20 protein-coding genes are annotated in these 24,987 nt (G+C 62.9%); 7 read left to right on the top strand and 13 right to left on the bottom strand.

Annotated features, from left to right (window positions below; translation table 11 throughout):
• Nucleotides 1-327: 327 nt before the first annotated feature.
• Nucleotides 328-2,670 carry a bifunctional diguanylate cyclase/phosphodiesterase gene (locus tag J4D52_RS06040; RefSeq protein WP_025806070.1) on the top strand — a complete coding sequence of 781 codons (2,343 nt, stop codon included), beginning with the start codon at nucleotides 328-330 and terminating at the stop codon, nucleotides 2,668-2,670.
• 102 nt (nucleotides 2,671-2,772) lie between these two features.
• On the opposite strand, the gene J4D52_RS06035 is transcribed toward J4D52_RS06040, so the two are convergent.
• The 6 genes from J4D52_RS06035 to J4D52_RS06010 form a co-directional block, all read right to left on the bottom strand.
• Nucleotides 2,773-3,066, bottom strand: a complete 294-nt coding sequence (locus J4D52_RS06035) for a hypothetical protein (protein WP_025806069.1) — start codon at nucleotides 3,064-3,066, stop codon at nucleotides 2,773-2,775.
• A 215-nt stretch (nucleotides 3,067-3,281) separates the two neighbouring features.
• Nucleotides 3,282-3,602 (bottom strand): hypothetical protein, encoded by a 321-nt coding sequence (locus J4D52_RS06030; RefSeq protein ID WP_102676061.1) that lies wholly within the window; start codon nucleotides 3,600-3,602, stop codon nucleotides 3,282-3,284.
• A 702-nt stretch (nucleotides 3,603-4,304) separates the two neighbouring features.
• Nucleotides 4,305-6,725 carry a glucose/quinate/shikimate family membrane-bound PQQ-dependent dehydrogenase gene (locus tag J4D52_RS06025; RefSeq protein WP_102676062.1) on the bottom strand — a complete coding sequence of 807 codons (2,421 nt, stop codon included), beginning with the start codon at nucleotides 6,723-6,725 and terminating at the stop codon, nucleotides 4,305-4,307.
• Between the two features lie 130 nt (nucleotides 6,726-6,855).
• Nucleotides 6,856-8,229, bottom strand: coding sequence for a carbohydrate porin (locus J4D52_RS06020; RefSeq protein ID WP_102676063.1), 1,374 nt, complete (start codon nucleotides 8,227-8,229; stop codon nucleotides 6,856-6,858).
• 320 nt (nucleotides 8,230-8,549) lie between these two features.
• Complete coding sequence (locus J4D52_RS06015; RefSeq protein WP_063432859.1) at nucleotides 8,550-9,575, bottom strand: hypothetical protein; 1,026 nt, start codon at nucleotides 9,573-9,575, stop codon at nucleotides 8,550-8,552.
• Nucleotides 9,576-9,811: 236 nt separating this feature from the next.
• The gene (locus J4D52_RS06010; protein ID WP_063432858.1) at nucleotides 9,812-11,851 is read right to left on the bottom strand and encodes a TonB-dependent receptor; all 2,040 of its coding nucleotides are present in this window, start codon (nucleotides 11,849-11,851) and stop codon (nucleotides 9,812-9,814) included.
• A 272-nt stretch (nucleotides 11,852-12,123) separates the two neighbouring features.
• Here J4D52_RS06010 and J4D52_RS06005 point away from each other — a divergent pair, with 272 nt between their 5' ends.
• Both J4D52_RS06005 and J4D52_RS06000 read left to right on the top strand, forming a co-directional pair.
• Nucleotides 12,124-12,354 (top strand): VF530 family DNA-binding protein, encoded by a 231-nt coding sequence (locus J4D52_RS06005; RefSeq protein WP_007923118.1) that lies wholly within the window; start codon nucleotides 12,124-12,126, stop codon nucleotides 12,352-12,354.
• A gap of 9 nt (nucleotides 12,355-12,363) precedes the next feature.
• Nucleotides 12,364-13,023 carry a Pr6Pr family membrane protein gene (locus J4D52_RS06000; protein ID WP_063432857.1) on the top strand — a complete coding sequence of 220 codons (660 nt, stop codon included), beginning with the start codon at nucleotides 12,364-12,366 and terminating at the stop codon, nucleotides 13,021-13,023.
• An 84-nt stretch (nucleotides 13,024-13,107) separates the two neighbouring features.
• Here J4D52_RS06000 and J4D52_RS05995 read toward each other — a convergent pair whose 3' ends face one another.
• The 3 genes from J4D52_RS05995 to J4D52_RS05985 all read right to left on the bottom strand — a co-directional run bounded on the left by J4D52_RS05995 (nucleotide 13,108) and on the right by J4D52_RS05985 (nucleotide 17,777).
• Complete coding sequence (locus J4D52_RS05995) at nucleotides 13,108-13,893, bottom strand: siderophore-interacting protein (protein ID WP_102676064.1); 786 nt, start codon at nucleotides 13,891-13,893, stop codon at nucleotides 13,108-13,110.
• Nucleotides 13,890-14,465, bottom strand: a complete 576-nt coding sequence (locus J4D52_RS05990) for a PadR family transcriptional regulator (RefSeq protein ID WP_025806060.1) — start codon at nucleotides 14,463-14,465, stop codon at nucleotides 13,890-13,892. The genes J4D52_RS05995 and J4D52_RS05990 overlap by 4 nt, the downstream gene beginning before the upstream one ends.
• 204 nt (nucleotides 14,466-14,669) lie before the next feature.
• The gene (locus J4D52_RS05985; RefSeq protein WP_102676065.1) at nucleotides 14,670-17,777 is read right to left on the bottom strand and encodes a transglycosylase domain-containing protein; all 3,108 of its coding nucleotides are present in this window, start codon (nucleotides 17,775-17,777) and stop codon (nucleotides 14,670-14,672) included.
• 579 nt (nucleotides 17,778-18,356) lie between these two features.
• Between J4D52_RS05985 and J4D52_RS05980 the strand changes: the two genes are divergently transcribed.
• The gene (locus J4D52_RS05980; RefSeq protein ID WP_053280708.1) at nucleotides 18,357-19,778 is read left to right on the top strand and encodes an amino acid permease; all 1,422 of its coding nucleotides are present in this window, start codon (nucleotides 18,357-18,359) and stop codon (nucleotides 19,776-19,778) included.
• Nucleotides 19,779-19,906: 128 nt separating this feature from the next.
• Here J4D52_RS05980 and J4D52_RS05975 read toward each other — a convergent pair whose 3' ends face one another.
• Together J4D52_RS05975 and J4D52_RS05970 are read right to left on the bottom strand one after the other, a co-directional pair.
• Nucleotides 19,907-20,506, bottom strand: a complete 600-nt coding sequence (locus J4D52_RS05975) for a hypothetical protein (RefSeq protein WP_025806057.1) — start codon at nucleotides 20,504-20,506, stop codon at nucleotides 19,907-19,909.
• Nucleotides 20,507-20,516: 10 nt separating this feature from the next.
• Nucleotides 20,517-21,113 (bottom strand): papain-like cysteine protease family protein, encoded by a 597-nt coding sequence (locus J4D52_RS05970; RefSeq protein ID WP_102676066.1) that lies wholly within the window; start codon nucleotides 21,111-21,113, stop codon nucleotides 20,517-20,519.
• Nucleotides 21,114-21,481: 368 nt separating this feature from the next.
• Between J4D52_RS05970 and J4D52_RS05965 the strand changes: the two genes are divergently transcribed.
• The 3 genes from J4D52_RS05965 to J4D52_RS05955 are packed head-to-tail and all read left to right on the top strand — an operon-like array spanning nucleotide 21,482 to nucleotide 24,304.
• Nucleotides 21,482-21,856 carry a GtrA family protein gene (locus J4D52_RS05965; RefSeq protein ID WP_102676067.1) on the top strand — a complete coding sequence of 125 codons (375 nt, stop codon included), beginning with the start codon at nucleotides 21,482-21,484 and terminating at the stop codon, nucleotides 21,854-21,856.
• Nucleotides 21,853-22,794, top strand: a complete 942-nt coding sequence (locus J4D52_RS05960) for a glycosyltransferase family 2 protein (protein ID WP_025806053.1) — start codon at nucleotides 21,853-21,855, stop codon at nucleotides 22,792-22,794. The genes J4D52_RS05965 and J4D52_RS05960 overlap by 4 nt, the downstream gene beginning before the upstream one ends.
• A 1-nt stretch (nucleotide 22,795) precedes the next feature.
• Nucleotides 22,796-24,304, top strand: a complete 1,509-nt coding sequence (locus tag J4D52_RS05955; protein WP_102676068.1) for a glucosyltransferase domain-containing protein — start codon at nucleotides 22,796-22,798, stop codon at nucleotides 24,302-24,304.
• A gap of 15 nt (nucleotides 24,305-24,319) precedes the next feature.
• Here J4D52_RS05955 and J4D52_RS05950 read toward each other — a convergent pair whose 3' ends face one another.
• A complete protein-coding gene (locus J4D52_RS05950; protein ID WP_063432851.1) occupies nucleotides 24,320-24,616 on the bottom strand; it encodes a cupin domain-containing protein in 297 nt (98 codons plus the stop codon).
• A gap of 73 nt (nucleotides 24,617-24,689) precedes the next feature.
• Nucleotides 24,690-24,974: a putative quinol monooxygenase gene (locus tag J4D52_RS05945; protein ID WP_025806048.1), complete on the bottom strand. Its 285-nt coding sequence runs from the start codon at nucleotides 24,972-24,974 to the stop codon at nucleotides 24,690-24,692.
• Between the last annotated feature and the right edge of the window lie 13 nt (nucleotides 24,975-24,987).

Raw genomic sequence — 24,987 nt, 5'->3', positions numbered from 1 at the left:
AATTATTTCAGTCTTTGTCGCCGGGACGCGGTGCAGTCTTCAAAACGGCGATGGCGAGGCTGTCATTTCTGCGCAGGAACGCTGGTAAATTGGCGGCGACAGAAAAATGACATTGTGAACCCCCTGATTTTATTGCGTGATCTTCTTCTCTCGGCGGTCTAATCTGGACCGATTAAATGTTGTCAGGGAAATGGCATTTATTTGACGCATCTTTAGCTGCCCAGAGGGACGCGTAATGATCAAGGGACTTTTCAGCGGGGAGCGGCGGGTGTCGCCGTGGGTGTGCAAGGTCGACAACAGTGAGGTCGCGGCGACGAGAGCCGTCTCATGAAGTGGCGCCATACGTTCCAGGTAAGGATCACCGGGGTATTGGCGTTATTGCTGTTGATCGTGATCGGGGTGGTGTATTTCGCCGTCAAGGCCGCGACCAATCATGCGGTGGAAAACCAGGCGCAAGTGCAGCTGCAAACCGGCGCCCGGGTATTCGAACGCCTGCTCGAACTGCGCGGCCGACGCTTGCGCTATGGCGTGGACTGGTTGGTGGTGGACTCGCAGTTTCGCGAGGCGGTGATCAGCGGCGACTCCCAGGCGATTCTTGAGGCATTGCGTCAGCACGGCACCGGCACTCGCGGCAGCGAGCTGTTCGTGCTCGGCGTCGAAGGCACGGTGATCGCCAGTACCCTGGGGGCGATCGCCGAGCGCGAGCATTTCCCTTACGACCGTGCATTGCGCACGGCCCTGCGGCAGAACAAAAGCATGTTGATCGTCGCGCTCAAGGGCCAGCCTTATCTGCTGGTCCAGGGGCAGGTGCTGACGCCGATGCACATGAACCGGGTGGTCATGGCGTTTCGCATGGACGACCTGTTCGCCAGCGAGCTGCGCTCCATGAGCAACCTGGAAGTGTCTTTCCTCACCCTGCAGGACGGGCGCGCGGGGGAGCTGTTCAGCACTCAGCCGGACATTTTCTGGGCGACCATCATCACCACCCTGCGCAACTCGTCCTGGCGCGCCCTACCGCAGTTGAGCGATGCCCACGGCAAGCGCTTCCTCAATCAGGCCCTGCAACTGGCCAACACTGACGATCCCGACGACCCCAAGGTCCTGGCGTTGCTGCAAAGCCCGCTGGACCACGCCTTGCAGGCCTTCGCGCCGCTGGACCGGGAGTTCCTGGCGATTGCCCTGGCGGCGCTGGTGGTGTCGCTGGCCGGCGCCTTGTTCATGGCGCGGCGGGTGTCGCGGCCGTTGAATGTGCTGGCCGATGCCGCCCAACGCATCGGCGCCGGCAACTACCAGGTGCCGGTGGTGCTCAAGCGCACCGACGAGTTCGGCTTGCTGGCCGAGGCGATCAACGCCATGCAGAGCGGGATCGCCAGCCGCGAGCTGCAACTGGCCCATAACGCCCTGCACGACCCCTTGACCGGCCTGCCCAACCGGGCGCTGGCCATGGAGCGCCTGAGCAACGCCATAGGTGCCGGGCGCAAGGTGGTGCTGCTGTACCTGGGCATCGAGGATTATCGGGCGATCAACGAAGGCCTGGGCCCGGAGGGAGTGGAGCAGATGATGCGCGAAGTCAGCCGGCGGCTGTCGGAGACGGTATCCACCGGCGACACCGCCGCGCGCATCACCGCCAACGAGTTTCTGTTGCTGCTGGAAAATACCGAGATCGATGGCGCGGTGGCCATGGCCGATCGGCTCCACACGTTATTGAGCCGGCCGCAGACCATTCATGGCGATGAAGTGCAGCGCCAGGTGTGCATCGGCGTGGCGGTCTACCCCACCGATGGGCAGTCGGCGGAAGAGCTGATCAGCCGCGCCGCCATCGCCCGCCACGACGCAGCCGCCCAGCCCGGTTATCTGCAGATCTACCAGCAGGACCGCGACCTGGCCCATCAGCGTCAGGTCGGGTTGATCCGCGACCTGCGTCGGGCTGCGGCGGAAGGCGAGCTGTTCCTGCTGTACCAGCCCAAGCTCGACCTGCGCCATGGCCATGTGCACCAGGCCGAAGCCTTGCTGCGCTGGCAGCACCCGGAGTTCGGCATGGTCTCGCCGGCGGAATTCATCCCCCTGGCCGAGCGCACCGGCAGCATGAACAGCCTGACCCTGTGGGTGATCGAGGAGGGCATGCGGCAACTGGCCGAATGGAACATGCGCGGGCTGCATCTGCAGTTGTCGCTGAACATATCGGTGGACGACCTGCATGGCCACGACCTGGCGGCGCGGGTGAGCGTGTTGCTGCAGCGTTATCGGCTGTCCGCCGAGCAGTTGATTTTCGAGATCACCGAAAGCGCCATCATGCGCCACCCGGAGCAGGCGCTGGAGGTGTTGCAGAGCCTGCGCGACTGCGGCATCAGCCTGTCGGTGGACGACTTCGGCACCGGCTATTCGTCGCTGGCGCAATTGCAGCGGCTGCCGGTGCAGGAGTTGAAGATCGACCAGTCGTTTATCCGCAACCTCGACGAAACCAGCGGCGACGCGGTGATCGTGCGCTCCACCATCGAGATGAGCCACAACCTGGGGCTCAAGGTGGTGGCCGAAGGGGTGGAGCAGGAGCGCAGCCTGCGCCTGCTGGAGCGCTGGCATTGCGACACGGCCCAGGGCTACCTGATCAGCCGGCCGCTCAGCGCCGCGGCCTTCGAGGCCTGGCTGTTGAAGTCGCGGATTTCCAGCTGAGCAGCGCTGCGTGGCCGCTCCGGGTACTGCGGCCAGACATCCGCAGGCCCGGCTTCAGGGCATGAAGTCTGTCGCTGTGAACCTCGGTGATGGTGCCGCGGCTTACTGCTTGGTGCACTCGGCGGGGAGCGCTACGACGCCGCCCATGGAGGCGAAGGCGACCATGCCGCCACTGGGCAATACGCAATTGTATTCGCCGTTGCTGGTGCTGGCGGTGAAGTAGGTCTGGGACGCGTCGCTACGCACATTGGAGACCGTGGTCACGGGCTTGCCGAGGGTGGTCTGGGCGCGGTTCTTGAGGTCGTCGTTGCTGGGTTTGGCAATGGCGCAACCGCCCAGGGCGAGCACCAGGCCGCCGAGCAGGGTGAGGGTGCGGGCAGTGGGGTGGAGGTTCATGGTGATTCTTCCTTGGTGTTGTGTTTTCTACGACGCAGCCGGCCCCGACACCGCAGAGCGGCGGTGTTGAGAAGAGCGGGTGAGTGGTTGGCACTATATCGACGGGATGGGGGAGGGTCGATTAGCACAGATGGGCTAATGTCCCTTTGCAATTATTGGGCTGGGGACGGGCGTCGGCGCAGGGCCGGCTGGCGTCGCCGGCCCCGGATCGAGGTTCAGGTCAGCAGTTGTTCCTGCAGGCGGCGGCCGAGTACGTCCAGCAGGTCGCAGCCATCGCGCAGGGGGATGACGCAGAGCTGGGCGAAGTCCTGGAGCAGCGCCGGGTTGCTGTGCAGGTTGGCGTCGCTGGCGATGTTTTCCAGCAACTGGATCGCGGCGCGGATGCGGTGGGCGGCGGCTTCGTGCAGCACATCCAGAGGCGCCTCGGTGTCGATCAGCAAGGCGGGGATGCTGCAGTCGTTGCTGGTCAGGGCCATGTAGCGGCGGGGTTTGGTGTCGTCGAAGATCGCGGGTGGATCGGGAGTGAGTTTTTTCATTGGTCTGTTCCTAACGTATGAGTCGGAGTCGCCAGAAATCACTTCCACGTAATCAGGTGGCGGCTGTACGCAGGTGTGGAAGACCGGGACGTTAGGCACCCGGCGCACTCGAGAGTGCCCCACGCACAGCTGCCATAAAGTGCAGACGAAAAAACGCCTGACTCACGTTGCTTTGCGCGCCTAACGATATAAGGGCTTCCACACCCTGTCACTGAGTTTGCAGTGACAGGCAAACCATAGAGTCCGGGACCCGGCGGGACAAGGTGATGGGAGTCGACGCGTGTTGTAGGAATTTTCGCTGTAGCCGCTGCCACACCCATCTCGGATCGACATTGGCCTGTAGCCGCTGCCGAGCCTGCGAGGCTGCGACCGGCCGCGAAGCGGACGCCAAACCAGGCAACGCGGTGTATTAGGCAAATGGGGGATACCGCCCTTGCGTCTGCTGCGCAGACGATCGCAGCCTCGCGGGCTCGGCAGCGGCTACAGGGATCTCTGTTGCCTGGCGGGCCTTATCGCGGGCAAGCCTCGCTCCTACAGGGGATTGCGGTGGGCCGTTCTGCTTCTGTAGGAGCGAAGCTTGCTCGCGATGACGTCAGGTCGGGCAATACAAAATGAAAGACCGAAGACACTCCCCTAAACGCCACCCACAAAAAAAGGCGGCTACCCGCAGGTAGCCGCCTTTTCATTCACCGCCGGTAAGGCTTATTCCGACAGTTTGTAGGCGATGATGTAGTCGCCCATCTTGGTGCCCAGCGAGCCGTGGCCACCCACGACCACCAGCACGTACTGCTTGCCATCCTTGCCGGTGTAGCTCATCGGCGTGGCCTGGCCGCCCGCTGGCAGGCGGGATTTCCACAGTTCCTTGCCGTTGTTCACGTCATAACCGCGGATGTACTGGTCCAGGGTGCCGCTGAGGAAGCCGACGCCGCCGGCGGTGACCATCGAGCCGCCCATGCTCGGCACGCCGATGGGCAAGCCGATCGGTACTGGCGAGCTGTCGCGGCTGGTGCCGTTCTTGTGCTTCCACACCACTTTGTTGGTGGTCAGGTCGATACCGGCCACGTAGCCCCAGGCCGGGGACTGGCAAGGTACGCCGAACGGCGACATGAACGGATGCATGATCACTGCGTATGGCGCGCCGGTGTTGGGTTGCACACCGGAGGTTTCGCTTTCGCGCTTGCTGCCGGCGGCGACTTCGGCGCGCGGCACCAGCTTGGAAACGAAGGCCATGTAGTTCGGGCTGGTGAACAGCAGGTGACGGACCGGGTCGATCGACACGCTGCCCCAGTTGAACACGCCGACGTTACCCGGGTAGATCAGGCTGCCCTGGATCGATGGCGGGGTGTACTGGCCTTCGTAGCGCAGTTCCTTGAACTGGATACGGCACAGCATCTGGTCGAACGGCGTGGCGCCCCACATGCCTTTTTCTTCCAGCGGCGGTGGCAGCAGGTTCAGGTCCGAACGGGCCTGGGTCGGCGCGGTGTGGTCGCCTTCGACCGCACCGGCCGGCGCCGGTACTTCCTGGATCGGCACGATCGGGGTGCCGTCGCGACGGTCCAGCACGTACAGGCTGCCTTGCTTGGTCGGCTGGATCAGCGCCGGCTTGATGCCGCCTGCGGTCTTCATGTCCACCAGGGTCGGCTGGCTGCCCACGTCCATGTCCCACAGGTCATGGTGGGTGAACTGGTAGTTCCAGCGCAGCTTGCCGGTGTCGATGTCCAGGGCCACAGTGCCGGCGCTGAACTTCTCGGCGCCCGCGGTGCGGTTGCCGCCCCACTGGTCAGGCATCTGGTTGCCCAGCGGCAGGTAGATCAGGCCCAGTTTCTCGTCGACGCTGGCCAGGGACCACATGTTCGGCGAGTTGCGGGTGTAGGTCTGGCCTTCCGCCAGCGGAGCGGTTGCGTCGGGGTTGCCGGCGTCCCAGTTCCACACCAGGTGACCGTCGTGCACGTCGAAGGCGCGGATCACGCCGGACGGTTCGTTGGTCGACTCGTTGTCGGTCACGTGGCCGCCGATGATCACCAGGTTACGGGTGATGGCGGCCGGCGACGTCGAGTAGTAGCCGCCTGGGGTGAACGGGCCGATACCGGCCTTCAGGTCCACGGCGCCTTTGTTGCCGAAGTCTTCGCAGACCTTGCCGGTGTCGGCGTTGATCGCGATCAGGCGTGCGTCGGCGGTCGGCAGGAACAGGCGGCGCGGGCAGCTGGCGGCGATGGCCTGGCCGGCGGCCGAGAGGCTGGCCGGGGTGCTGATGGCGTCGGTCTTGTTGAAGCTGGCTTCGTCGTAGTACGACACGCCGCGGCAGGTCATGTGCGCCCAGCCACGGAAGTCATCACCGTTCGGGCCCTGGATTTTCGGGTCGAAACGCCAGATTTCCTTGCCGGTGTCCGGGTCCAGCGCCAGCACCTGGCTGTGGGCGGTGCAGGCATAGAGCATGCCGTTGACCTTCAGCGGGGTGTTCTGGTTGGTGATTTCCACCGGGTCCTTGGCGGTCGGCATGTCGCCGGTGCGGATGCGCCAGGCTTCCTGCAGCTTGCCGATGTTGGCCGGCGTGATCTGGGTCAGCGGCGAGTAGCGGTCGCCGAACTCGGTACGGCCATACGCCTGCCAGTCGCCTTCGGGCATGGTCGGCGCGGCGCTGGTGGTGTCGGCGCTTTCACGGCCCAGTTCGCCCGAGATCTCGCCCGGGTTGGTGAACTGGCTGTTGATCGCGGCACCACCGGCCAGGACCACGGCCACGCCCAGAACCGCGGTACCCAGCGGCGCCGGGCCGTTGCGCAGCAGCGGACGACGGAACCATGGCAGCAGCAGAACCACACCCAGGGCAAAGAACAGCGACAGGCGTGGCACCAGTTGCCACCAGTCCAGGCCGACTTCCCACAGTGCCCAGACGGAGCTTAAGAACAGCACCACCCCGTAGACGAGCAGAGCGGAACTACGCCCCGCCAGCAGCAGCACGCCGCTGACGATCAGGCCGATACCGGCCAACAGGTAGTACAGCGAGCCGCCGAGCATGCTCAGCTTGATCCCCCCGGCCAGCATGGCCAGGCCCATTAGCAGCAGCAAGATACCGAGCAGGCTCGGCAGCAGGCGGCTCGGACTTGAAGCACCATCAGTGCTCATAGTGTGGTTCTCCGTGACGTTTAAGGTAGTCCCGCGCTTGTTCACTGTAGATGACGATCAGGCGCGGGCATGGTTCAGCAGTGTTTGGGGAAAAACAGTTTTATTCAGATTGAGCGAGCCCCAGGGCTCATCAGAACGAGCTCTGGATCTTGATCCCGCCAATCAGCGCGTCGTCGACCTTGTCCACGCCACCCGGGTGGCGGATGTATTGCAGGTTCGGGCGCACGGTCAGCCAGTTGGTGACGTGCACGCCGTAGTACAGCTCGGCGCTGTATTCGGTGTCCTGAGGCGGCAGGTAGGCCGGGTTGTCGTAGTCCTGGATGAGGTTGGCCTGGTTGGTCGCTTCGGCGTTCTTGCGGTAGGCCGGGTTGACGTGGACCCGGGCCATGGCGAAACCGATGTCGTCCTTGGCGCGCGCATCGAACAGGCCCTTGTAGACCAGGCCGGCCTGGACATAGTTGTCGATGGCGTTGGTCTTCTTGTCGTGCAGGGTTGCGTTGGCGAACAGGCTCAAACCGCGCGAGTGGTCGCTGGCCAGGCTGGTGATCTGCTGTTGCGCGCCCAGCCACAGGCCATGCTTGCTCGAACTGCTGCGATAGGCCTCGCCGCTCAAGGCCGCCGGCTGGCCGTTGCTGTCCTTGTACACGTCAGTGGCCTTGGCGCTGCTGTAGTAGTAACCGGCGCGGTATTCACCCGGCAGGCCGTTGAGCTTCGGCGTCCACACCAGCTCCACCGGCAGCAGGGTGCCCTGGGTGCCACTGCCGCTGAGCTTGAAGCCGTTGCCGCGCTCGAGGTTGGATGGGTTCTGTTCAAAGGCGCCGATCTGCGCGTAGAGCTCTGGGGTCAGGTGATACTTGACCCGCAGCGCCCATTGGCTGACCGGCCAGTTGTACCAGACGCTGCCGGCCCAGTTGCCGACCTGGGAGCCACAGAACGCCAGGTTCTGGAAGTCGCAGGGGAAGCTGTTGAAGTCTTCGCCCTGGCCGAACCGGCCGACCTTGATATCGAGTTTCTGGTCGAAGAATTTCTGCTGGTACCACATCTGCGTCAGGCGCCAGGTCTGGCCGCGGCCCCAGACTTCCTGGGCCGAGGTGAAGCCGCCGACCCGCGGGTCGTTGATGCGGTCGTTGCTGATGTTGTCGCCGTCGCGCTTGGTGATGGTCAGTTGGAACTCGGCATCGTTCCAGCCGAGGATCTTGCCCAGGTCCAGGTGGCTGCCGAAGGCGAACTGGTCGCTGAAGCGCGCGGTGCGGTCATGGTCGTAGCCACCATGCAGGTTGGAGCCCATTTCGCCGACGAAGTCGATCTTGAAGTCGTAGCCTTTTTTCGCCAGCTCGGTGCGGTTGCCGTTCCAGTCGCCGAGCATCCAGGGGGACTCGCTGTCGAAGGCCGGCGCAGCTTGGGCGCAGGTGGCCAGGCCGAAGGCGCCGAGCAGGGTCATGGCTTTCTGGCCGGCGGTAGGGTGCAAGACAGCGCTGTCTTTGAAAGGCTTGAAGTTAGGCATAAGTTGTCAGGTAAGGGCTTTTTATAAGAGGTCAGAAAAACAGGGGATATTGCGCGTTGCGAACCTCAGGGGTCGAAAGCGGTAGCCACGGTTTTAAGGAAAAACGATTCAGCGTTGGGGGCGTAAGGATAAAGCGCCTCCTCTTGGAGAGAAAGCGCTTTTAGTGACATGAATCATTTCGGATTTGGTAACAGTGTGCTTTTTCCTGCCGTTTGTATTCGGCATGGAACTACCGTCAATCTTCTTCCGGTCAAGCAGGGGCAAGTCGTTCTACTTTGAATAACTCGCCGCTGTTGTCGTGCGGGTTCAACTAAGGACTTTCAGACTTCTTTTCTCCAGCCGGAGAACGTGATGGACGTTCCTTCTTCCTCTTTGTCCTTGATCTCGATCTGGTAAGTACCGCCGCCAGCGACACCGTCAATCAGGGCCTTTTCATCGTTTGCGCGTAACTCGGCGCCTTTGGCTTGCTCCTGGTAGAACTTCACGACTTCGGAGAATGGCGTATAGGTTTGCAACAGCACCTCGAAATCATGCCGCGGCCGGCCAGCCAGTTCGTCGTAGTCTCCATAAATCGGCGCGCCTTTCAGGCCGGGCGTGGTGAAAAAACCATCGACGCCCGCGCCCACCAAGTGGGAGTTTTTGGGCAATAACGCAAGCATCGCCTTGGGGAAATCCGCAGGCAGTTGCGCGGCACTCCAAGCGTTCTTTTTCGGGTCGGTGGTGATGTATTCGACCGTGGCAATCTTTTGTGCGCGGGCACGTGTCTCGGGGTCTTCACTTTCAGCCCAGTACGCGACCATCGGCGGTAACTCTTTGCTCCAGGCAATGATCGGGTCGGCGTCACTCTTCTTGGCGTCTTTGGCCTGGAAGATGGTCAGCACGGTTTCGGGGCCTGGATTGCAGGACAACGATTCTGTCTTTGATTTGACGGTGCAGTGCCCATTCACCAGGCCTACGGCGATCAACTGCCCCTTGTCGTCTAACAGCAGGGCGCCGCGTTCGTCGCCATGATTACCGTCATCCATGGCCGTGAGCATTTTGCGTCCGGCAGGTACACCTTTCTCGAACGTCGAGAACTCTGAGTCGAGGGAATCCAGTACTTGCGTCACGATCATGGAGCCGTCGCTGGTGAAGCTGCCGGTGGCGTAGCCAATGAAGTCGATCAGGGCCGCGCGTACTGCCGGGTCTTCATTGAGCTGTGGTGGTCGTGCCGGCGCGGGGGCATTGGTGAGCTGCAACACGGTTGTGCCATCTGCACGTTTTTCCGATTGAAGGGACAGGGCGACGGCGTCAAGCGAGAGGGTGAGTGCCAAAAGCACGGCGAACGGGCGTGTGAGGTTGAACAAGGGGTCAGTCCTTTGTTGGATGGAAATCCGGTTTCTGCGGGAGGTCACGGGTTGATGGCACTGCTTCAGGCCGTCATGACAGGTACGCAACCTTGGAAAGATAAAGCGGTGCATTTTGCCCGGTCACGGCCTGGCGGTACAGGCTGGGGATTGCGCAATGCCGTGGGAGTCAGGTTCTGAGGGGGAGGGGGGCGGAGAGGAAAATCGCAGCCCGAAGGCTGCGATTGCGGAGGGACTCAGAAGGTGGTGCGCAGGCCGACCTCGATGCTGCGTCCCTGGGCCGGGGCGATGTCGCGCAAGATCGAGCTGGCGTAACGCACGGTCTGGTTGGTCAGGTTCTCGCCCTTGACGAAGGCCAGCCACTGGCTGCTGCCGATGTCGAAGTGGTAACCGGCGCTGGCGCCCAGGGTGGTGTAGCCGTCGGTGCCGCTTTCGTTGTCCGGCACGCGACGCTGGCTGGCGGCGTGTTCGACATCGATGCGCGCCTGCCAGCGATCCAGTTCCCACAGCAGGCCGCTGTTCAGGCGCAGCGGCGCGATGCGCGGCAGGGCTTCGCCGTTGTCCAGGTTCTTGGCGCGGGTGTAGTCGCCGGACAGTTCCAGGGCGAACTTGCCGTAGGCGCTTTCGCCGAGCTTCCAGTGGTCCTGGGCCTCGATACCGGCGAACCGCGCGCGGACCCCGGAGTAGGTGTATTCCGGCATGCCGCCCGCGTCTTCCTCGCCTTCATCGTTGAGGGTGCGGCCGCTGCCGAGCAGCCCGATGTAGTTGGAGAAGTGGCTGTAGAACACCCCGACGCTGCCTTTGTGGGTGCCGTTGTCGAAGCGCAGGGCCAGGTCGCTGGACACGGCTTTTTCCTTCGACAGGTTGGCGTCGCCGACTTCATAGGTGCCGGTGGCCACGTGGGCGCCGTTGGCATACAGCTCGTAGAAGGTTGGGGCGCGTTCGGTGTAGCCCAGGGTGGCGGCCACGGACCAGATCGGCGTCAGGGTATAGACCGCGCCGGACGACAGGCTGCCGGCGGTGAAGCTGCTGGAACTGTCGGCCTGGCTGAAGCGTTCGTTGCCTTTGCTGTCCGGGTCGACGCGGGTGTGTTCCAGGCGCCCGCCAAGGCTGAGTTTCAGGCGCTCGGTGGCCTGCAATTCTTCGAGGATGAACAGCGCGGCGCTGTCGGTATCGGTCTGGGGCACGAAGGCCTCTTCGCCGAGCGCGGAAAACTCGCTGCGGCTGACCTGGGTACCGATCACCCCATTGAGCGGGCCGAGGGGCTGGTGACGGGCTTCGACACGGGCTTCGTAACCCTTGTTCTTGAAGATAGTGCCGGTCTCGCCGCCTTCGATTTCGCGGTGTTCGTAATCGGTGTAGCCGGCGTCGAATTTCAGCGAGCTGAAGGGGCCGTCGAGGTTGCGCAGTTCCGAGGCGAAGGCGTAGTGATCCTGCTTCATGCGGATGCGCACATCCTCTTCGGCAGGCGAGCCGTAGTTGGAGTCGTAGTTGCTGTAGGACAGCCCGGCGTAACCGTCGTCCCAGGTGTAGGAACCGCCGATGGCGCCGCCGTCCTGACGGCCGTCGCTGTTGCCCAGGCGACCTTTCTTGCCGTTGCCGTCTTCACTCGCTGGGGCGTGGCGGCTGCGAGCGTAGCCGGGGATTTTCAGGTCGTTGAACTGCCGCGAGTTGGCGTCCAGGTGCAGGGCGAAGGTGCCGTTGCCGGCTTCCAGCTTGCCTGCGCTGCTGCGGGTGGTGTCGGCACCGCCATAACGCAATTCACCGGCGCCGTGGATGCCTTCGATGGCTTCGGTGGGGATGCGGTTGTCGAAGGTGTTGACCACGCCGCCGATGGCGCTGCCGCCATACAGCAGGGCGGCCGGGCCGCGGACGATCTCGATGCGCTCGACGTTGACCGGGTCCAGCGGCACGGCGTGGTCGTAGGACAGCGACGAAGCATCCAGGGCACCGACGCCGTTGCGCAGCAGGCGAATGCGATCGCCGTCCAGGCCACGAATGATTGGCCGGCTGGCGCCCGGGCCGAAGTAGGACGAGGACACGCCCGGTTGTTTATTCAGGGTTTCGCCGAGGCTGCCTTGTTGTTGCAGGGTCAGGTCGTCGCCTTCCAGCACCGTGCTTGGCGCTGCCGTTTGCTGGCTGCCCAGGGGGTTGGCGGTGATGACCTGCGGTTGCAGCTCCAGGGCGTGGGCCTGGGAGGCGAACAGCAAGGCGGCGGACAGCGGCGTCAGACGCCAGAGTAGAGAGCGAGAAGGGCGGTGGGCAGAGAGGGACATCGGTCATTCCTTGGCAAGCGCAGGACAGCGTGCTTTGAGTCAAAAGAGAACAGGCGTGACACGGCGAGGTGTCTGGATCAGGGGTTTGTTTTGTATTGATACAATATAACATCTCTTTTGACGCAAAAAGGAAGGAACTTTTTCAGCGTCCCTTTTCTGTAGGCGCGCGGGATCTCACCTACAGTTACTCAAGATCCGCACCCACCCTTCCACGGGGGCGAAGCCTCGGCTAAGGTGCGCGACTTCCTTTTTCTCTTGCTCAAAGGCCCGGCATGACTGCAACGAACAACGACCCGCTGCACGGCGTCACCCTGGAACAGATCCTCAAGGCGCTGGTGGAACACTACGAATGGCAGGGGTTGGCCGAGCGCATCGATATCCGTTGCTTCAAGAGCGACCCGAGCATCAAGTCGAGCCTGACTTTTTTGCGCAAGACGCCCTGGGCGCGGGAGAAAGTCGAGCAGCTGTACGTGAAATTGCAGCGCACCAAACGCCCGCTCTAAGGACACTCGATGGCTGTCGAGCCGGTTTTTCCTTCAAGCGGTAAACGGCTGTTCACTGCGCTGGCCGCGTTGCTCGGCTGGGCGGGGCTGACGATCCAGCTGTACCTGATCCTCCATCTGCGCTGGACGGTGGACGCCAGCCTGTTGGGCGGGTTGATCAATTTTTTCAGTTTCTTCACCGTGCTCACCAACACCCTGGTGGCGGTGGTGCTGACCTGTGCCCTGAACTTGCGCAGCTCCCGCGGGCAGCGGTTCTTTCTGCAACCCTGGGTCAGCAGCGGCATCGCGGTGAGCATTCTGGTAGTGGGGCTGGCGTACAGCCTGTTGCTGCGTCATCTGTGGCATCCCCAGGGCTGGCAGTTCGTGGCGGACGAGTTGCTGCACGACGTGATGCCGCTGCTGTTTCTCGTCTACTGGTGGTGCTGCGTGCCCAAGGGACGCCTGGGGTTGCGGCATGTCGCCGGGTGGATGCTCTACCCGCTGCTGTACTTCGCCTATGTCCTGCTGCGCGGGCATGTGCTGGGGCTGTATCCCTATCCTTTTGTCGACGTGGACAAGTTGGGCTACGCGCAGGCGTTCGTGAATGCGTTGGGGGTTCTGGCGGGGTTTGTGCTGGTGGCGCTGGGGATTGTCGGGTTGGATCGTTGGTTGGGGCGTCGCCGGGCTTGAGTGTGCGGTGACTGGAAGGGCGTCATCGCGGGCAAGCCTCGCTCCTACAGAGGCGGGTCTGTAGGGACGAGGCTTGGCAGTCCGTCACTCTTCTTCGCTACTGTCCAGGCGCCAGTAACCGGCGGCTTTCACGAACTCGTCGTCGAGTCGGTGCTCGTCCAGCAGCACCCGGCGAATCTGCCGCGAGACTTTGCTTTCCGTGGCCACCCAGGCGTACAGCTTGCCGCTCGGCATCTGTAGCCCGCGCACGGTGCTGAGCAGGTCCTGCTGGCCGCCGTCGCGCTCGACCCAGATCACCTCGACCTGCGCCGCGCTCTCCAGCACCTGCCGCTCGGCCGCGTCCTGGATCTCGATCACCGCCAGCACCCGGCGCCCGGCCGGCAACTCTTCCAGGCGCCGGGCAATGGCCGGCAGCGCGGTTTCGTCGCCGATCAGCAGGTAGCTGTCGAACATGTCCGGCACGATCATCGAGCCGCGGGGGCCGCCGATATGCAGGAACTGGCCGGGCTTGGCCTGCTCGGCCCAGGTCGAGGCAGGGCCGTCGCCGTGCAGGACAAAGTCGATATCCAGCTCACCGATATCCAGGTCGTAGCGCCGGGGCGTGTAGTCGCGCATGGCCGGCATCGCGCCGTTGTCCTTGCCCGGGCCCAGCACCAGGGTTTCCAGGGCGGCCTGCTGTTCGGCGTTCTGCGGGAACAGCAGCTTGATATGGTCGTCGCTGCCCAGGCTGATGAAGCCGGCCAGTTCCGGCCCGCCCAGGGTGATGCGGCGCATGCGCGGGGTCAGGTCCACCACCCGCAGCACTTCCAGGCGGCGGCGTTTGATCTCGTGGCTGACCCGATGAATCGATAGCGAATTGTCTGCGGTCATTCAGCTGACTCCTGAGCAGAAGGGGTGGCCGGGCCGTCGACGATGGCGCGGGCGGTGTTGTTCAGCAGGTCGCGGACCCGCAGGATTTCTTGCGGGTTCCAGCGGCCGTGGTGCATCTGCAGGGCGTGGCGCAGGTTGTGCACCGCCTCGTGGATTTCCGCCGGACGATCGTGGCCGCGCAGCGAGCGCTTGCTGACGTCGATGCGCATGCGCACGCCGTCCAGGGCAATCGCTTGGTCCTGTAATGACAGGCGACCGGCCTCGGTCACGCTGTAGCGTTTTTTCCCGCCTTCGGCGTCTCCGCTGATCAGTTCGCTCTCTTCGAGGAAGGTCAGGGTCGGGTAGATCACGCCCGGGCTGGGGCTGTAGGCGCCATCGAACATACCCTCGATCTGGCGGATCAGGTCATAGCCGTGGCACGGCTGCTCAGCGATCAGCGCCAGCAACAGCAGCTTCAGGTCGCCGGGGGCGAAGACTCGCGGGCCGCGGCCGCCGCGTTCGCGCCCGGGGCGTTTTTCGAAACCGTCGTGGCCGTCGCCGTACTCGCGGTGGGGATGGTGGTGTTCTCTCATTTTCTCTTTCTCCTGTTTGGTTAAGACATAACTTAAGATATATCTTAAATGCCGCGCAAGTACTTCCGTGGCAGCCAGACCAGCCGTTTGTCGGAGAATGGAGTTGAGAAGCATTCTTGTAGCCGCTGCTGAACGTCGCGCTCAAGCGCACTCTTGAGGGCCTCTAAAGGTCCTCAAGAGTGGCTTACAGCAAGCAGGAGAGATTCAGCGTTGGGCCAGGCTGCCCAGGCATTGGGTGTTGCTGCCCGGTTGCAGGTACGGCGTGAGGATCGGCGCCATGCCCTTGAGCACCTGGACCGGCAAGGCCGAGGTGAACTTGAAGCCTTGGGCCGAGGCGCCCGGCACATAGGCGGTCAGGGTGCCGAAGTGGTGCTCGCCGATATAGAACACGAAGGTGGCGGTGCGGTTGATGGATTTCGAACTGAGAATCCGCCCGCCGGAGCCAATGGCCTCGATACGGTTGTCGCCGGTGCCGGTCTTGCCACCCATGGCCAGCGGGGTGCCGTCGGCCAGCTTGAAGCTGCCGGAGAGGCGCTTGGCGGTACCGGCATCCACCACTTGCGACAGGGCGCCGCGCAGCGCGGTGGCCACTTGCGAAGGCATCACCCGCTTGCCTTCGGCCGGGTCGTTGATCAGCTTGGTTTCATAAGGCGTATCGGCGGCGAAGTGCAGGCTGTCGATGCGCAGGGTCGGCATGCGCACGCCGTCGTTGAGGATGGTGCCGACCAGTTCGGCCAGCGCCGCGGGGCGATCGCCGGAACTGCCGATGGCGGTCGCCAGCGAGGGCACCAGGTGGTCGAAGGGGTAGCCGACTTTCTGCCAGCGCTGGTGAATGTCGAGGAACGCCTCGATCTCCAGCATGGTGCGGATGCGGCTGTCCCGCGCGCTCTTGTGCCGGCTCTTGAACAGCCAGCTGTAGACCTCCTGGCGCTCGAATTCGCTGGCCTTGACGATCTGGCTGAACTTGGCGTCGGGGTTGTTCAGCAGGTAGCCGAGCAGCCACAGGTCCAGCGGGTGCACCTTGGCGATATAGCCCTGGTCGGGCAGGTCGTAGGAGCCGGGGCCGTAGCTGTAGTAGAGCTTGTCCAGGCGTTCGTCGGTGAGCTTTTCCGTGAGCTTGGCGCCCTTGAGGTGCGAGCGAATGAAACTGTTGAAGCTCTCCTGGCTGGCTTCCGGCAGCAGGTAGCGGTGCACGGCGGCCAGGCGGATCGGCGTCGGGTGCATGCTGTCGAGGAAGGTATCCAGGCGCGCCTGGGTGTCCTTGTTGCGGTACTTCTTCCAGAACCGCAGGAGGAAGGAGGTGCCCTCGCGGTCGGCGAACTTGGCCAGGTATTCCTGGCGCCGCGGGTCGCCGTCATCCTTGAGCAGGTTGGCGCTATTGCTCGGGCCGGCGTAGGTGCTGTAGCGCACCAGGTCGCGCATCAGGCGGATGAAGGGCAGGTTGATGGACTCGCGCAGGGCGTCGCGCAGGGTCGGCATGCGGCCGTTGTCTTCCTTGCGGAAGTTATGAAAGGTGTGCAGCCCGCCGCCGGTGAAAAAACTCTCGCCGGGGCTGGCCGAGTATTTGCGGTCCAGGGCCGCCTCGAGCATTTTCGGCAGGCTGCGGTCGTTGTTCTGGATCAGGTAGTCCACGGCCCAGCGGCTCAGGCGGTCCTGTTCGGCGATCTCGACTTTCTTCAGCACCGCCGGGGTTTCGGCGCCGTACTGCTCATAGAGTTCGGCAATGATCTGCAGGTAGGTGGTCAGGACCCGCAGCTTGGCGGTGGAGCCCAGCTCCAGCTTGCTGCCTTCGTTGATGTCGAAGGGCTGGTCGGTGCTGTCGGTCTGGACCCGTACCCGCGATCCGTCGGGCGTCAGTTCGAGCAGGGTGAAGCTGTAGCGCACCTGGGTGGTGCTGGTCGGGGTCAGCAGGCGTTCGCCGAGCAGGCCGATCTCGGCGGCGAACACCGGATCGGCCAGGTGCTTGAGGTACTCAGTGGCCTGGCGCTGCAGGTCGCTTTGCAGGGTACTGGTGGCGGACAGGTCGAGGCGGTCGAGGTCGTACAGCGGCCGGTTGAGCAGGCCGGCCAGGCGGCTGCGGGCGACGCTGATGCCCTTGTTGGTTTCGATCGGCTGGATCGTCGGTTGCTGCACCCAGTCGCGGAAGGTGGCCTTGCTGGCCAGGGCGGCGGCCGACAGCGGCGGGTCGATCACCCCGCTCTGGGTCAGCACACGGATATGGCTGTCGGTGAGTTCGACCAGTTCCTGGCGACCTTTGGACAGGTAATGCGAAGGCCGGCGCTGGGCGATCATCAACGACAGCACCTGGCGCAGGGCCAGGCCGCGTTGCGCCAGACTCTGTGGATCGCTGGCGGTGCTCGCCAGCTGTTCGTTGACCTGGGCGAAGTCGGCGCCGTACCAGACCCGCAGCCCTTCGGCCATGCCATGCACTTCACCGTGGCCGGGCACCGCCGACAGCGGCACGCTGTTGAGGTAGTCGCGGATGATGCGCCGCCGGGCCTCGAGGGTCTGCTGGCCGCCCTGGTAGGCGCGCACGCTGGCGGAAATCATCTGCCGGATCTTTTCCGCACCGGACACGGTCAGGCCGTCCGGCGAGTGCCGGTACTTTTCCAGTTGGGTCGCCAGGGTACTGCCGCCCGCCGTCTGCCCGGGCAGGTGCAGGAGCTTGGCCACTTGCGACCAGGCGGCCTTGGCGAAGCGCGGCCAGTCCACCGCCGGGTTGGCCAGGGGCTGGTCGGGGTCGAGCAATTCGCGGTTCTCGATGAACAGCAGGCTGCGCACCATCACCGGCGGGATGGAGGCAAAGTTCGAGTAGAGCTGCTGCGGGTACTTGAATTGATAGAGCGGCGCCGCGCGGCAATCGGTGATCGACAGCCCGGCCTGAATCTTCTCGGTATAGGGTACGAAGAAGCCGTTCTCGCTGTAGTTCATCAAGGAGGGGGAGAAGCGGGTCTGGGCCTCCACCACGTAACCGCGCTTGAGCAGGCGCGCCAGGAAATCATCCAGGGCGCTATAGCCCAGGCGTTTGTCGAAGGGGCCGGCGCCGGGGTAGACGATGGCATCGCTGGGCCCGGGCGCCATGGAATAGTTCAGGTCCGCGGCGAACCTGCTGAGCTCGCGCGCCTGCAGTTTCGAGGTGCGCATTTCCTTGGACGCGGCAAAGCCCAGGGCGACCAGCGCCATTAGCAACAATAGCCAGAACAGCCGCCACCAAAGCCGGCTTGAATGGGATTTCTCAGGGATAGGCGCTTCTTCCACTCGATCAGTTGGCACTACTTTTTTACTCGAATCGGTCTGCCTTAAAGCACCCATAGTCGACTGATCCATTCACGCAGATTGATCGGACTTGTCTGAAGCTTAGACGGTGGCGGGCAATGGTGAAAAATTTGTGATCGGCCTGAAAGCATTCACCTCTCTTTGCCGGAACGCGGGTGCTCGCGATAGACCCAAGAACGCTGTGGAATATCGGAAACCCCGCCTCATCCTGGACGACCCATGCGGGCAGGCCCGCATCCGGGGGATTCGACGGGAGCGGGAGAGGGTTGAGATAGAGCCATCACGGCCGGTAAATACGTCCTAGGTAGGGGCATGACGCTGCACCATGGCTGTGCAATACTCGGCGCCGTTCAAAAATGACAAACGGCAAAAAATCCAGGTGATGCCACTTCGCAAAACCCGAAAATACCGAGATTTCTCTCTGAATTTAGCTGTTTATAGAGTGAAAAAGCCTGCCGTCAGCTTTTTATACTGCACGCCCCACTGATCTTGCAGGATTTGTCCTACAAGACGTGTCGGCCCACAAGGTCGATCCGATCTGGCGGGTACGGGTTATCCGTCCGTGCCTTACAGACTCGGTGGCTCATATCCAATAACAAGATGAGGTTGTACCCCATGCCAGTTGGCAACCACCTGCCCCAAGGCGAGACCGCTCAAGGCGGCCCGCTGAAACGCGAACTCGGCGAACGGCATATTCGCTTGATGGCGCTTGGCGCCTGTATCGGTGTCGGCTTGTTCCTCGGTTCGGCCAAGGCCATCGAAATGGCCGGCCCGGCCATCATGCTGTCCTACATCCTCGGCGGCCTGGCGATTCTGGTGATCATGCGCGCCCTCGGCGAGATGGCCGTGCATAACCCGGTCGCGGGCTCCTTCAGCCGTTACGCGCAAGACTACCTGGGCCCGCTGGCGGGCTTCCTCACTGGCTGGAACTACTGGTTCCTGTGGCTGGTGACCTGCGTCGCGGAAATCACCGCGGTGGCGGTGTACATGGGCATCTGGTTCCCCGACGTGCCGCGCTGGATCTGGGCCCTGGCGGCCCTGGTGAGCATGGGGTCGATCAACCTGATCGCGGTCAAGGCCTTCGGTGAGTTCGAGTTCTGGTTCGCCCTGATCAAGATCGTCACCATCATCGCCATGGTCATCGGCGGCGTCGGCATCATCGCCTTCGGTTTCGGCAATGACGGCGTGGCGCTGGGTATCTCTAACCTGTGGACCCATGGCGGTTTCATGCCCAACGGCATGACCGGCGTGCTGATGTCCCTGCAAATGGTGATGTTCGCCTACCTGGGCGTAGAGATGATCGGCCTCACCGCCGGCGAAGCGAAGAACCCGCAGAAGACCATTCCCAACGCCATCGGCTCGGTATTCTGGCGCATCCTGCTGTTCTATGTGGGCGCGCTGTTCGTGATCCTGTCGATCTACCCCTGGAACGAAATCGGCACCCAGGGCAGCCCGTTCGTGATGACCTTCGAGCGCCTGGGCATCAAGACCGCCGCCGGCATCATCAACTTCGTGGTGATCACCGCCGCGCTGTCGTCCTGCAACGGCGGCATCTTCAGCACCGGGCGCATGCTCTACAGCCTGGCGCAGAACGGCCAGGCCCCGGCCGGTTTCGCCAAGACCTCGAACAACGGCGTACCGCGTCGCGCGCTGCTGCTGTCGATCTTCGCCTTGCTGCTGGGTGTGCTGCTGAACTACCTGGTACCGGAGAAAGTGTTCGTCTGGGTGACGTCCATCGCCACCTTCGGCGCGATCTGGACCTGGGTGATGATCCTCCTGGCCCAGCTCAAGTTCCGCAAAGGCCTGAGCGCCTCGGAACGTGCCGGCCTGAAATACCGCATGTGGCTGTACCCGGTCAGTTCCTACCTGGCCCTGGCGTTCCTGGTGCTGGTGGTGGGGCTGATGGCCTACTTCCCGGACACCCGCGTGGCGCTGTATGTGGGCCCGGCGTTCCTGGTGCTGCTGACGGTGCTGTTCTACCTGTTCAAGCTGCAACCGAACAATGCCCAGCAGGGTGCGGTGCGTTCGGTGTCGTAACCCCAGCAGGCGATAAAACAAAAAGCCCCGGTCAGTGACCGGGGCTTTTTTATGCGGGCGATGTTGCCGCGGTTCCAGGTTTTAGTGTTGCAACCACCCGTTCACCGCAGCTCGATCGCCGTGCGCGGTCAGCTCCCCAACAGCCCTGTGGTGTCCGCGTCGAACGCCGCTTTCGCTTGCTGGGCGGCGGGCGCCAGCAGGGCCAGCAACGCGGCCTCGCTGTACAGCTTGGTGCTCGCCAGGCGCTTGGGCGTCGGCTCGATCGGGATCAGCACGTCTTCATCGCTGGCGTGCAGCCAGATCGCCGCCACATGCAGTGCCGAGACGAACAACACACGCAGTTCAAAAGTCCGGCCTTTGAGGTGCGGCGCCTTTTCCGCCAGGTTCAGCGCATTGACCGTGGCCGACGCCAGGGCGCCGTGGTTCAGGGACGAGAACTCGACCTGGCCACCGACTTCCGCCAGTTGGGCGTCGGCAATCGATACCCCGTCGCTGAACACCAGGTAATGCCAGTCCCCCAGCGTGGCCTGTTGCAGGCCTTTGCCTTGGGCCAGGTCTTCCAGGCTCAGCGAGTAGCCGCGGTAGGGCTCGGACAGGCTCACTTTGCTGGCCGTGGCCTGGGCGAACTGGCGGTTGACGCCGAAGCCTTTGCTCTGCAGGGCGGCCTGGAGAGCCGGGCGCAGTACCTGAGCGCCGTTGGCGGGTGCCTTGGGATAAGTCAGTTGCATGCTGCCCTCCTTAGTTTTTCCGGGTGAAGTAAGTGTGGGTCCAGTTGCCGCCGCCGTTGTACGAGCGGGGGAAGGTGTTCAGGGCACGGGTCGAATAACCGTAGATGGAGTCCGCAATCAGCAGGTAGCTGCCGTTGGTGCCATAGATCGCCAGAAAGTGCGCGCCGCCGCCAAACCAGGCACAGCGCAGGCCAACGGGGCGCCCCATGTTGATCTGGTTGTCGATGGCCGACAGTTGGGTCGAGCCCTGGCTCATGCCACCAAAGCTGCGGGTGGTTTGCAGGGCCGAGTCCAGGTAGCCGTACACGTTGCATGGCCCCGGCTGGTTGCAGCAGGAATTGCGGCCCAGTTCCGCGTTGGCGACCCCGCATTGGGTCCAGGAACCGGTGCGGTAATAGTTGCCGACCGAGGCCGAGAGCGCGGCCCAGCACCAGTTGGTCTGGGTTTGCTGCTGAATGCTGAAGTTGAGGCTGGCGGCCAGGGCGGCGTGTTCCGCGCTGTCGTCGACTTCGCTCAGTCCGGCGTCGAGCAGGGTGCCGACCAGGCACTGTGGCAGTGCCTCGGCAGGACCTGTGCGGGTGAATGGTGTGTCTTCAAGGGTTAACATTTTCATCCTCCATGAGTGAAAACAAGCGTCCAGCTTGTGTCGTTGTTGCATGTTGCGATGAAGCGTCTTTCGAAACCGCGGACCGGCTTGAAAGGTTCGCCATCCTCGATGGCCTGCTCCGGTCGGGTTCAGAAGTAACCTTAGTCGGGTTATGCATTTGTGCAAATTAAACTATGCATTTGTGCAATTAATTGGCGGCAAGCCATCTGATAGGGGGGCCAGGAGGAGGGCTTGCACGACAACGGCCTATGCGGGCCGGCTTGGATGCCGCACGTCTGAAAGAGTGCGGGATCAGTGATTTCGCCAATCGATGGGCACAAAAACCTGCCATACAAGTTGAGCAACGTTCCAACGCGGGAGTGTCACCCATGAGACTCTTATGGAAGGGAATCTCCAGATACACGGTGATCGGCATCGCCAACACCCTCATCCACTGGCTGGTGTTCTTCTTGCTGAGCTTGGTGGTGGGACTCAGCCAGGCGCTCAGCAATCTGGTGGCCTTTTGCGTCGCGGCGTCGTTTTCTTTCTATATGAATGCGCGTTTCACCTTCGCCGCCAAGGTGTCGGTCGGCGGCTATCTGCTGTTTCTGGGCGGCATGGGCGCGCTGAGCCTGGGCGTCGGGCATGCCGGGGATCTGTGGCGGCTGCCCGGATTGCTGACAGTGCTGGTGTTTTCCGCCCTGAGCCTGGTGGCGGGGTTTCTGTTCGCCAAGTACCTGGTGTTTCGCGAGTGTGAGCCATGAAGATCTCGCTGATCGTTCCGGTCTTCAATGAAGAGCAGGCCATCGGCCTGTTTTACCAGGCGGTGCGTCGCGAGTTGCGCTTCGAGCAGGGCGAAGTCGAGATCGTGTTTATCAACGACGGCAGTTCCGACCGCACGGCCGAGGAGGTCAAGGCCCTGGCGCAAATGGACGAGCAGGTGCTGCTGATCAACTTCTCGCGCAATTTCGGCAAGGAGCCGGCGCTGTTCGCCGGGCTGGAGCACGCCACTGGCGATGCGGTGATTCCCATGGACGTCGACCTGCAGGACCCGATCAGCGTCATCCCGCGGCTGATCGAGGAATGGCAGAAGGGCGCCGATGTGGTCCTCGCCAAACGCCGCGGGCGCGCCGCCGACAGTTACCTGAGGCGCTGCAGCGCGGCGCTGTTCTACCACCTGCTGAACCGTATCGCCTACACCCGGATCGAGGAAAACGTCGGTGACTTCCGGCTCATGGATCGCAAGGTGGTCGATGTGATTCGCACCCTGCCCGAGCATCAGCTGTTCATGAAGGGGGTGCTGTCGTGGGCGGGCTTCACCACGGTGGTGGTGGAGTACGAGCGCGCCGGGCGGGTGGCGGGCAACAGCAAGTTCAATGGCTGGAAGCTGTGGAACCTGGCGCTGGAAGGCATCACCTCGTTCAGCACCGTACCGTTGCGGTTGTGGACCTACGTCGGTGGCGGTATCTCGATTTTCGCCGTGCTCTACGCGGTGTACATGGTCCTGGACAAGATATTCTTCGGCAACAGCGTGCCCGGCTACCCTTCGTTGATGACCGCCATTCTGTTTCTCGGCGGCGTGCAGTTGATCGGCATCGGTATCCTCGGCGAGTACGTCGGCCGTATCTATATCGAAGCCAAGCATCGGCCGCGTTATGTGATCAAGGACGTCATCGGCGGCAAAGACCGCCTGGGGCTCTAGCATGGGCAGAATGGGCAGCTTGTTCAGTGGGGAGCTCGGGCGCCGCCAGGTCTGGCTGTTTTTTCTGTTCGCCACCTTGTTGTATGTGTTGCCGCTGATCCTCGCGGACTTTCCCTATATCGATGACAACTGGCGTTCGCTGTCGGCCGGCACTGCCTGGACGGAGCAGGGGCGACTGTTTGCCGAGCTGTTCTACAACGTCCTGACCTTCAGCGGCGCTGCGCCGAACATCTTTCCCTTGCCGCTGTTGATCGCCACGGTCGCCATGGCCGCGGCACTGACCAGCCTGACTTTCCATTACTACCCGCAACCGACGGCGGCTTGCTGCCTGGTGCTGTTACCGCTCTGGTACAACCCCTTCTTTCTGCAGAACCTGTCCTATCAATACGACGGCCCGGCCATGGCCTTGAGCCTGGTGGCGGTGATCTACGCCATCACCTATCGCAACCCGTACCGCGTGCTGCAGTGGCTGGTGCCGGCCTTGCTGGTCGCGTTGGCCATCGGGCTGTATCAGATCAGCATCAATGTGTTCCTGGGCCTGTGCTGCCTGGAGGTGATCCGCGGCGCCAATGACAAGGCCACCTGGCCGCGCTGGTGGGAAATGATCGGCTGGAAGATCGCCCAGGCAGCCCTGGGCTGGATGATCTATTGCATCACCGCCTACCCCTTCATGGAGCAGACCCGCACCTTGCTGCTGAACTGGTCGGCGCAGCCCTTGCTGCAACTGCAGGTCAACATCGGCCGGGTGCTGGAAAAAGTCGTGCTGCTGTTTCACGGCGGGTTCGCCTGGGTGTTCGCCGTGCTGGCGTTGTGCGCCCTTGCCGGTTGCGTACGGCTGGGGATGAACCTGTTCAAGCGGCCGGACAGCGGCCTGAAAAAAGTCGTGATGGCCCTGGTCTGCCTGCTGACATTGCCGCTGGTGATCTTGCTGGTGTCGGGGATCGCGCTGTTTTTCCGCGACTTCAATGAAGGCGCCCGGACCTTGATGGGCTTCGCGATGCTGTTGGTGCTGCTGTTCTATCTGAGCCATTTGGCGTTGGCGAGGCTCCATGAGCGCTTGCCGCTGCTGCTGATGGTGCCGTTGCTGGCGATGCTGTCGTTGTCGTTCGCCTATGGCCGGGTGCTGACGATGCAGAAAACCCTGGTGGCCAGCGCACTGTCGAGCCTTGAACGCGACATCACCAGCCACCAGCAGTTGCGCGAGGCCAAGCGTATTTACATGTCGGTGACCTATTCCGATCACTGGCTGCTGGCGGCCTCAGGCTCGTTCAAGCAGATGCCGGTGCTGCACTACCTGCTGAATATCGACTTCTTCATGCTGGCCGAGAACCTGCCCAAGGTGGGCATTACCAACGTGGTCGCGGAAAGGGGACGGCGCAATGCGACCCTGGTCGGTTACCAGGGCTATCCACCGCTGGTGGACAGCCGTTACTACCGGATCTACCTGTTGGGCGATTACGGTTTTATCGTCATGAAGGAGCCGGCGCCGATCAAGACGCTGCACTGGTGAGGGCCGGCGGTCCGGCTAGACATCGATGATCACCAGGGTGCCGTGGCTGCCGGGCAACACTGCATGCACCAGGCCGGCTTCGACCAGGTACATCTGGCCCGCGTTCACCCTCACCTCCCTGCCGGCAATGCCCAGGCGCAGGCAGCCATGGGTCACCAGCAGGGCTTCGTTGTAGTCGTGGCTTTCTTCGGCGTGGGCCTGTTGGTCCATGCGCAGCACCTTGATGCGCGCCGGCCCGACCTGGCCCACTACGGAGGACTTCCAGCTGGCGGGCAACTGGCTGGACAGCGAATCGAATGACAGCAATGGCATGTGGAACTCCCAAAAGTCAGGGGTGCTGCGGTCTGCTTTCGGTGGTCCGGTCAAGCATCGTGGGGGCGTTTCTTCAGAACTCGTCCATCAGCAGCACACGGCATTCCTTGGCCTGGAAGGCATTGATCTGCGGCACCAGGCGGGTGAAGTGCTCGGTCTGGCAATGGGCCTTGAGCGCTGCGCGGTCTGGCCATTGCTCGATAAAGATGAAGTGCCCCGGGTCTTGCTGGTCGACGAACAGGTCGTAGGCGATGCAGTCCGGTTCCTGGCGGGTTTTCTCCACCAGTTCGGCGTACCAGGGGCGCACGGTGTCGAGGTGTTCGGGTTTGATGAAGTCTTCGGCGATGACTTTGAGCACGGATTTGCGTCCT

It is taken from the genome of Pseudomonas sp. GW460-12-10-14-TSB1 (genome assembly GCF_017349775.1).
Classification (GTDB): domain Bacteria; phylum Pseudomonadota; class Gammaproteobacteria; order Pseudomonadales; family Pseudomonadaceae; genus Aquipseudomonas; species Aquipseudomonas piscium.
This window is presented reverse-complemented; position numbering and strand designations above follow the sequence as displayed.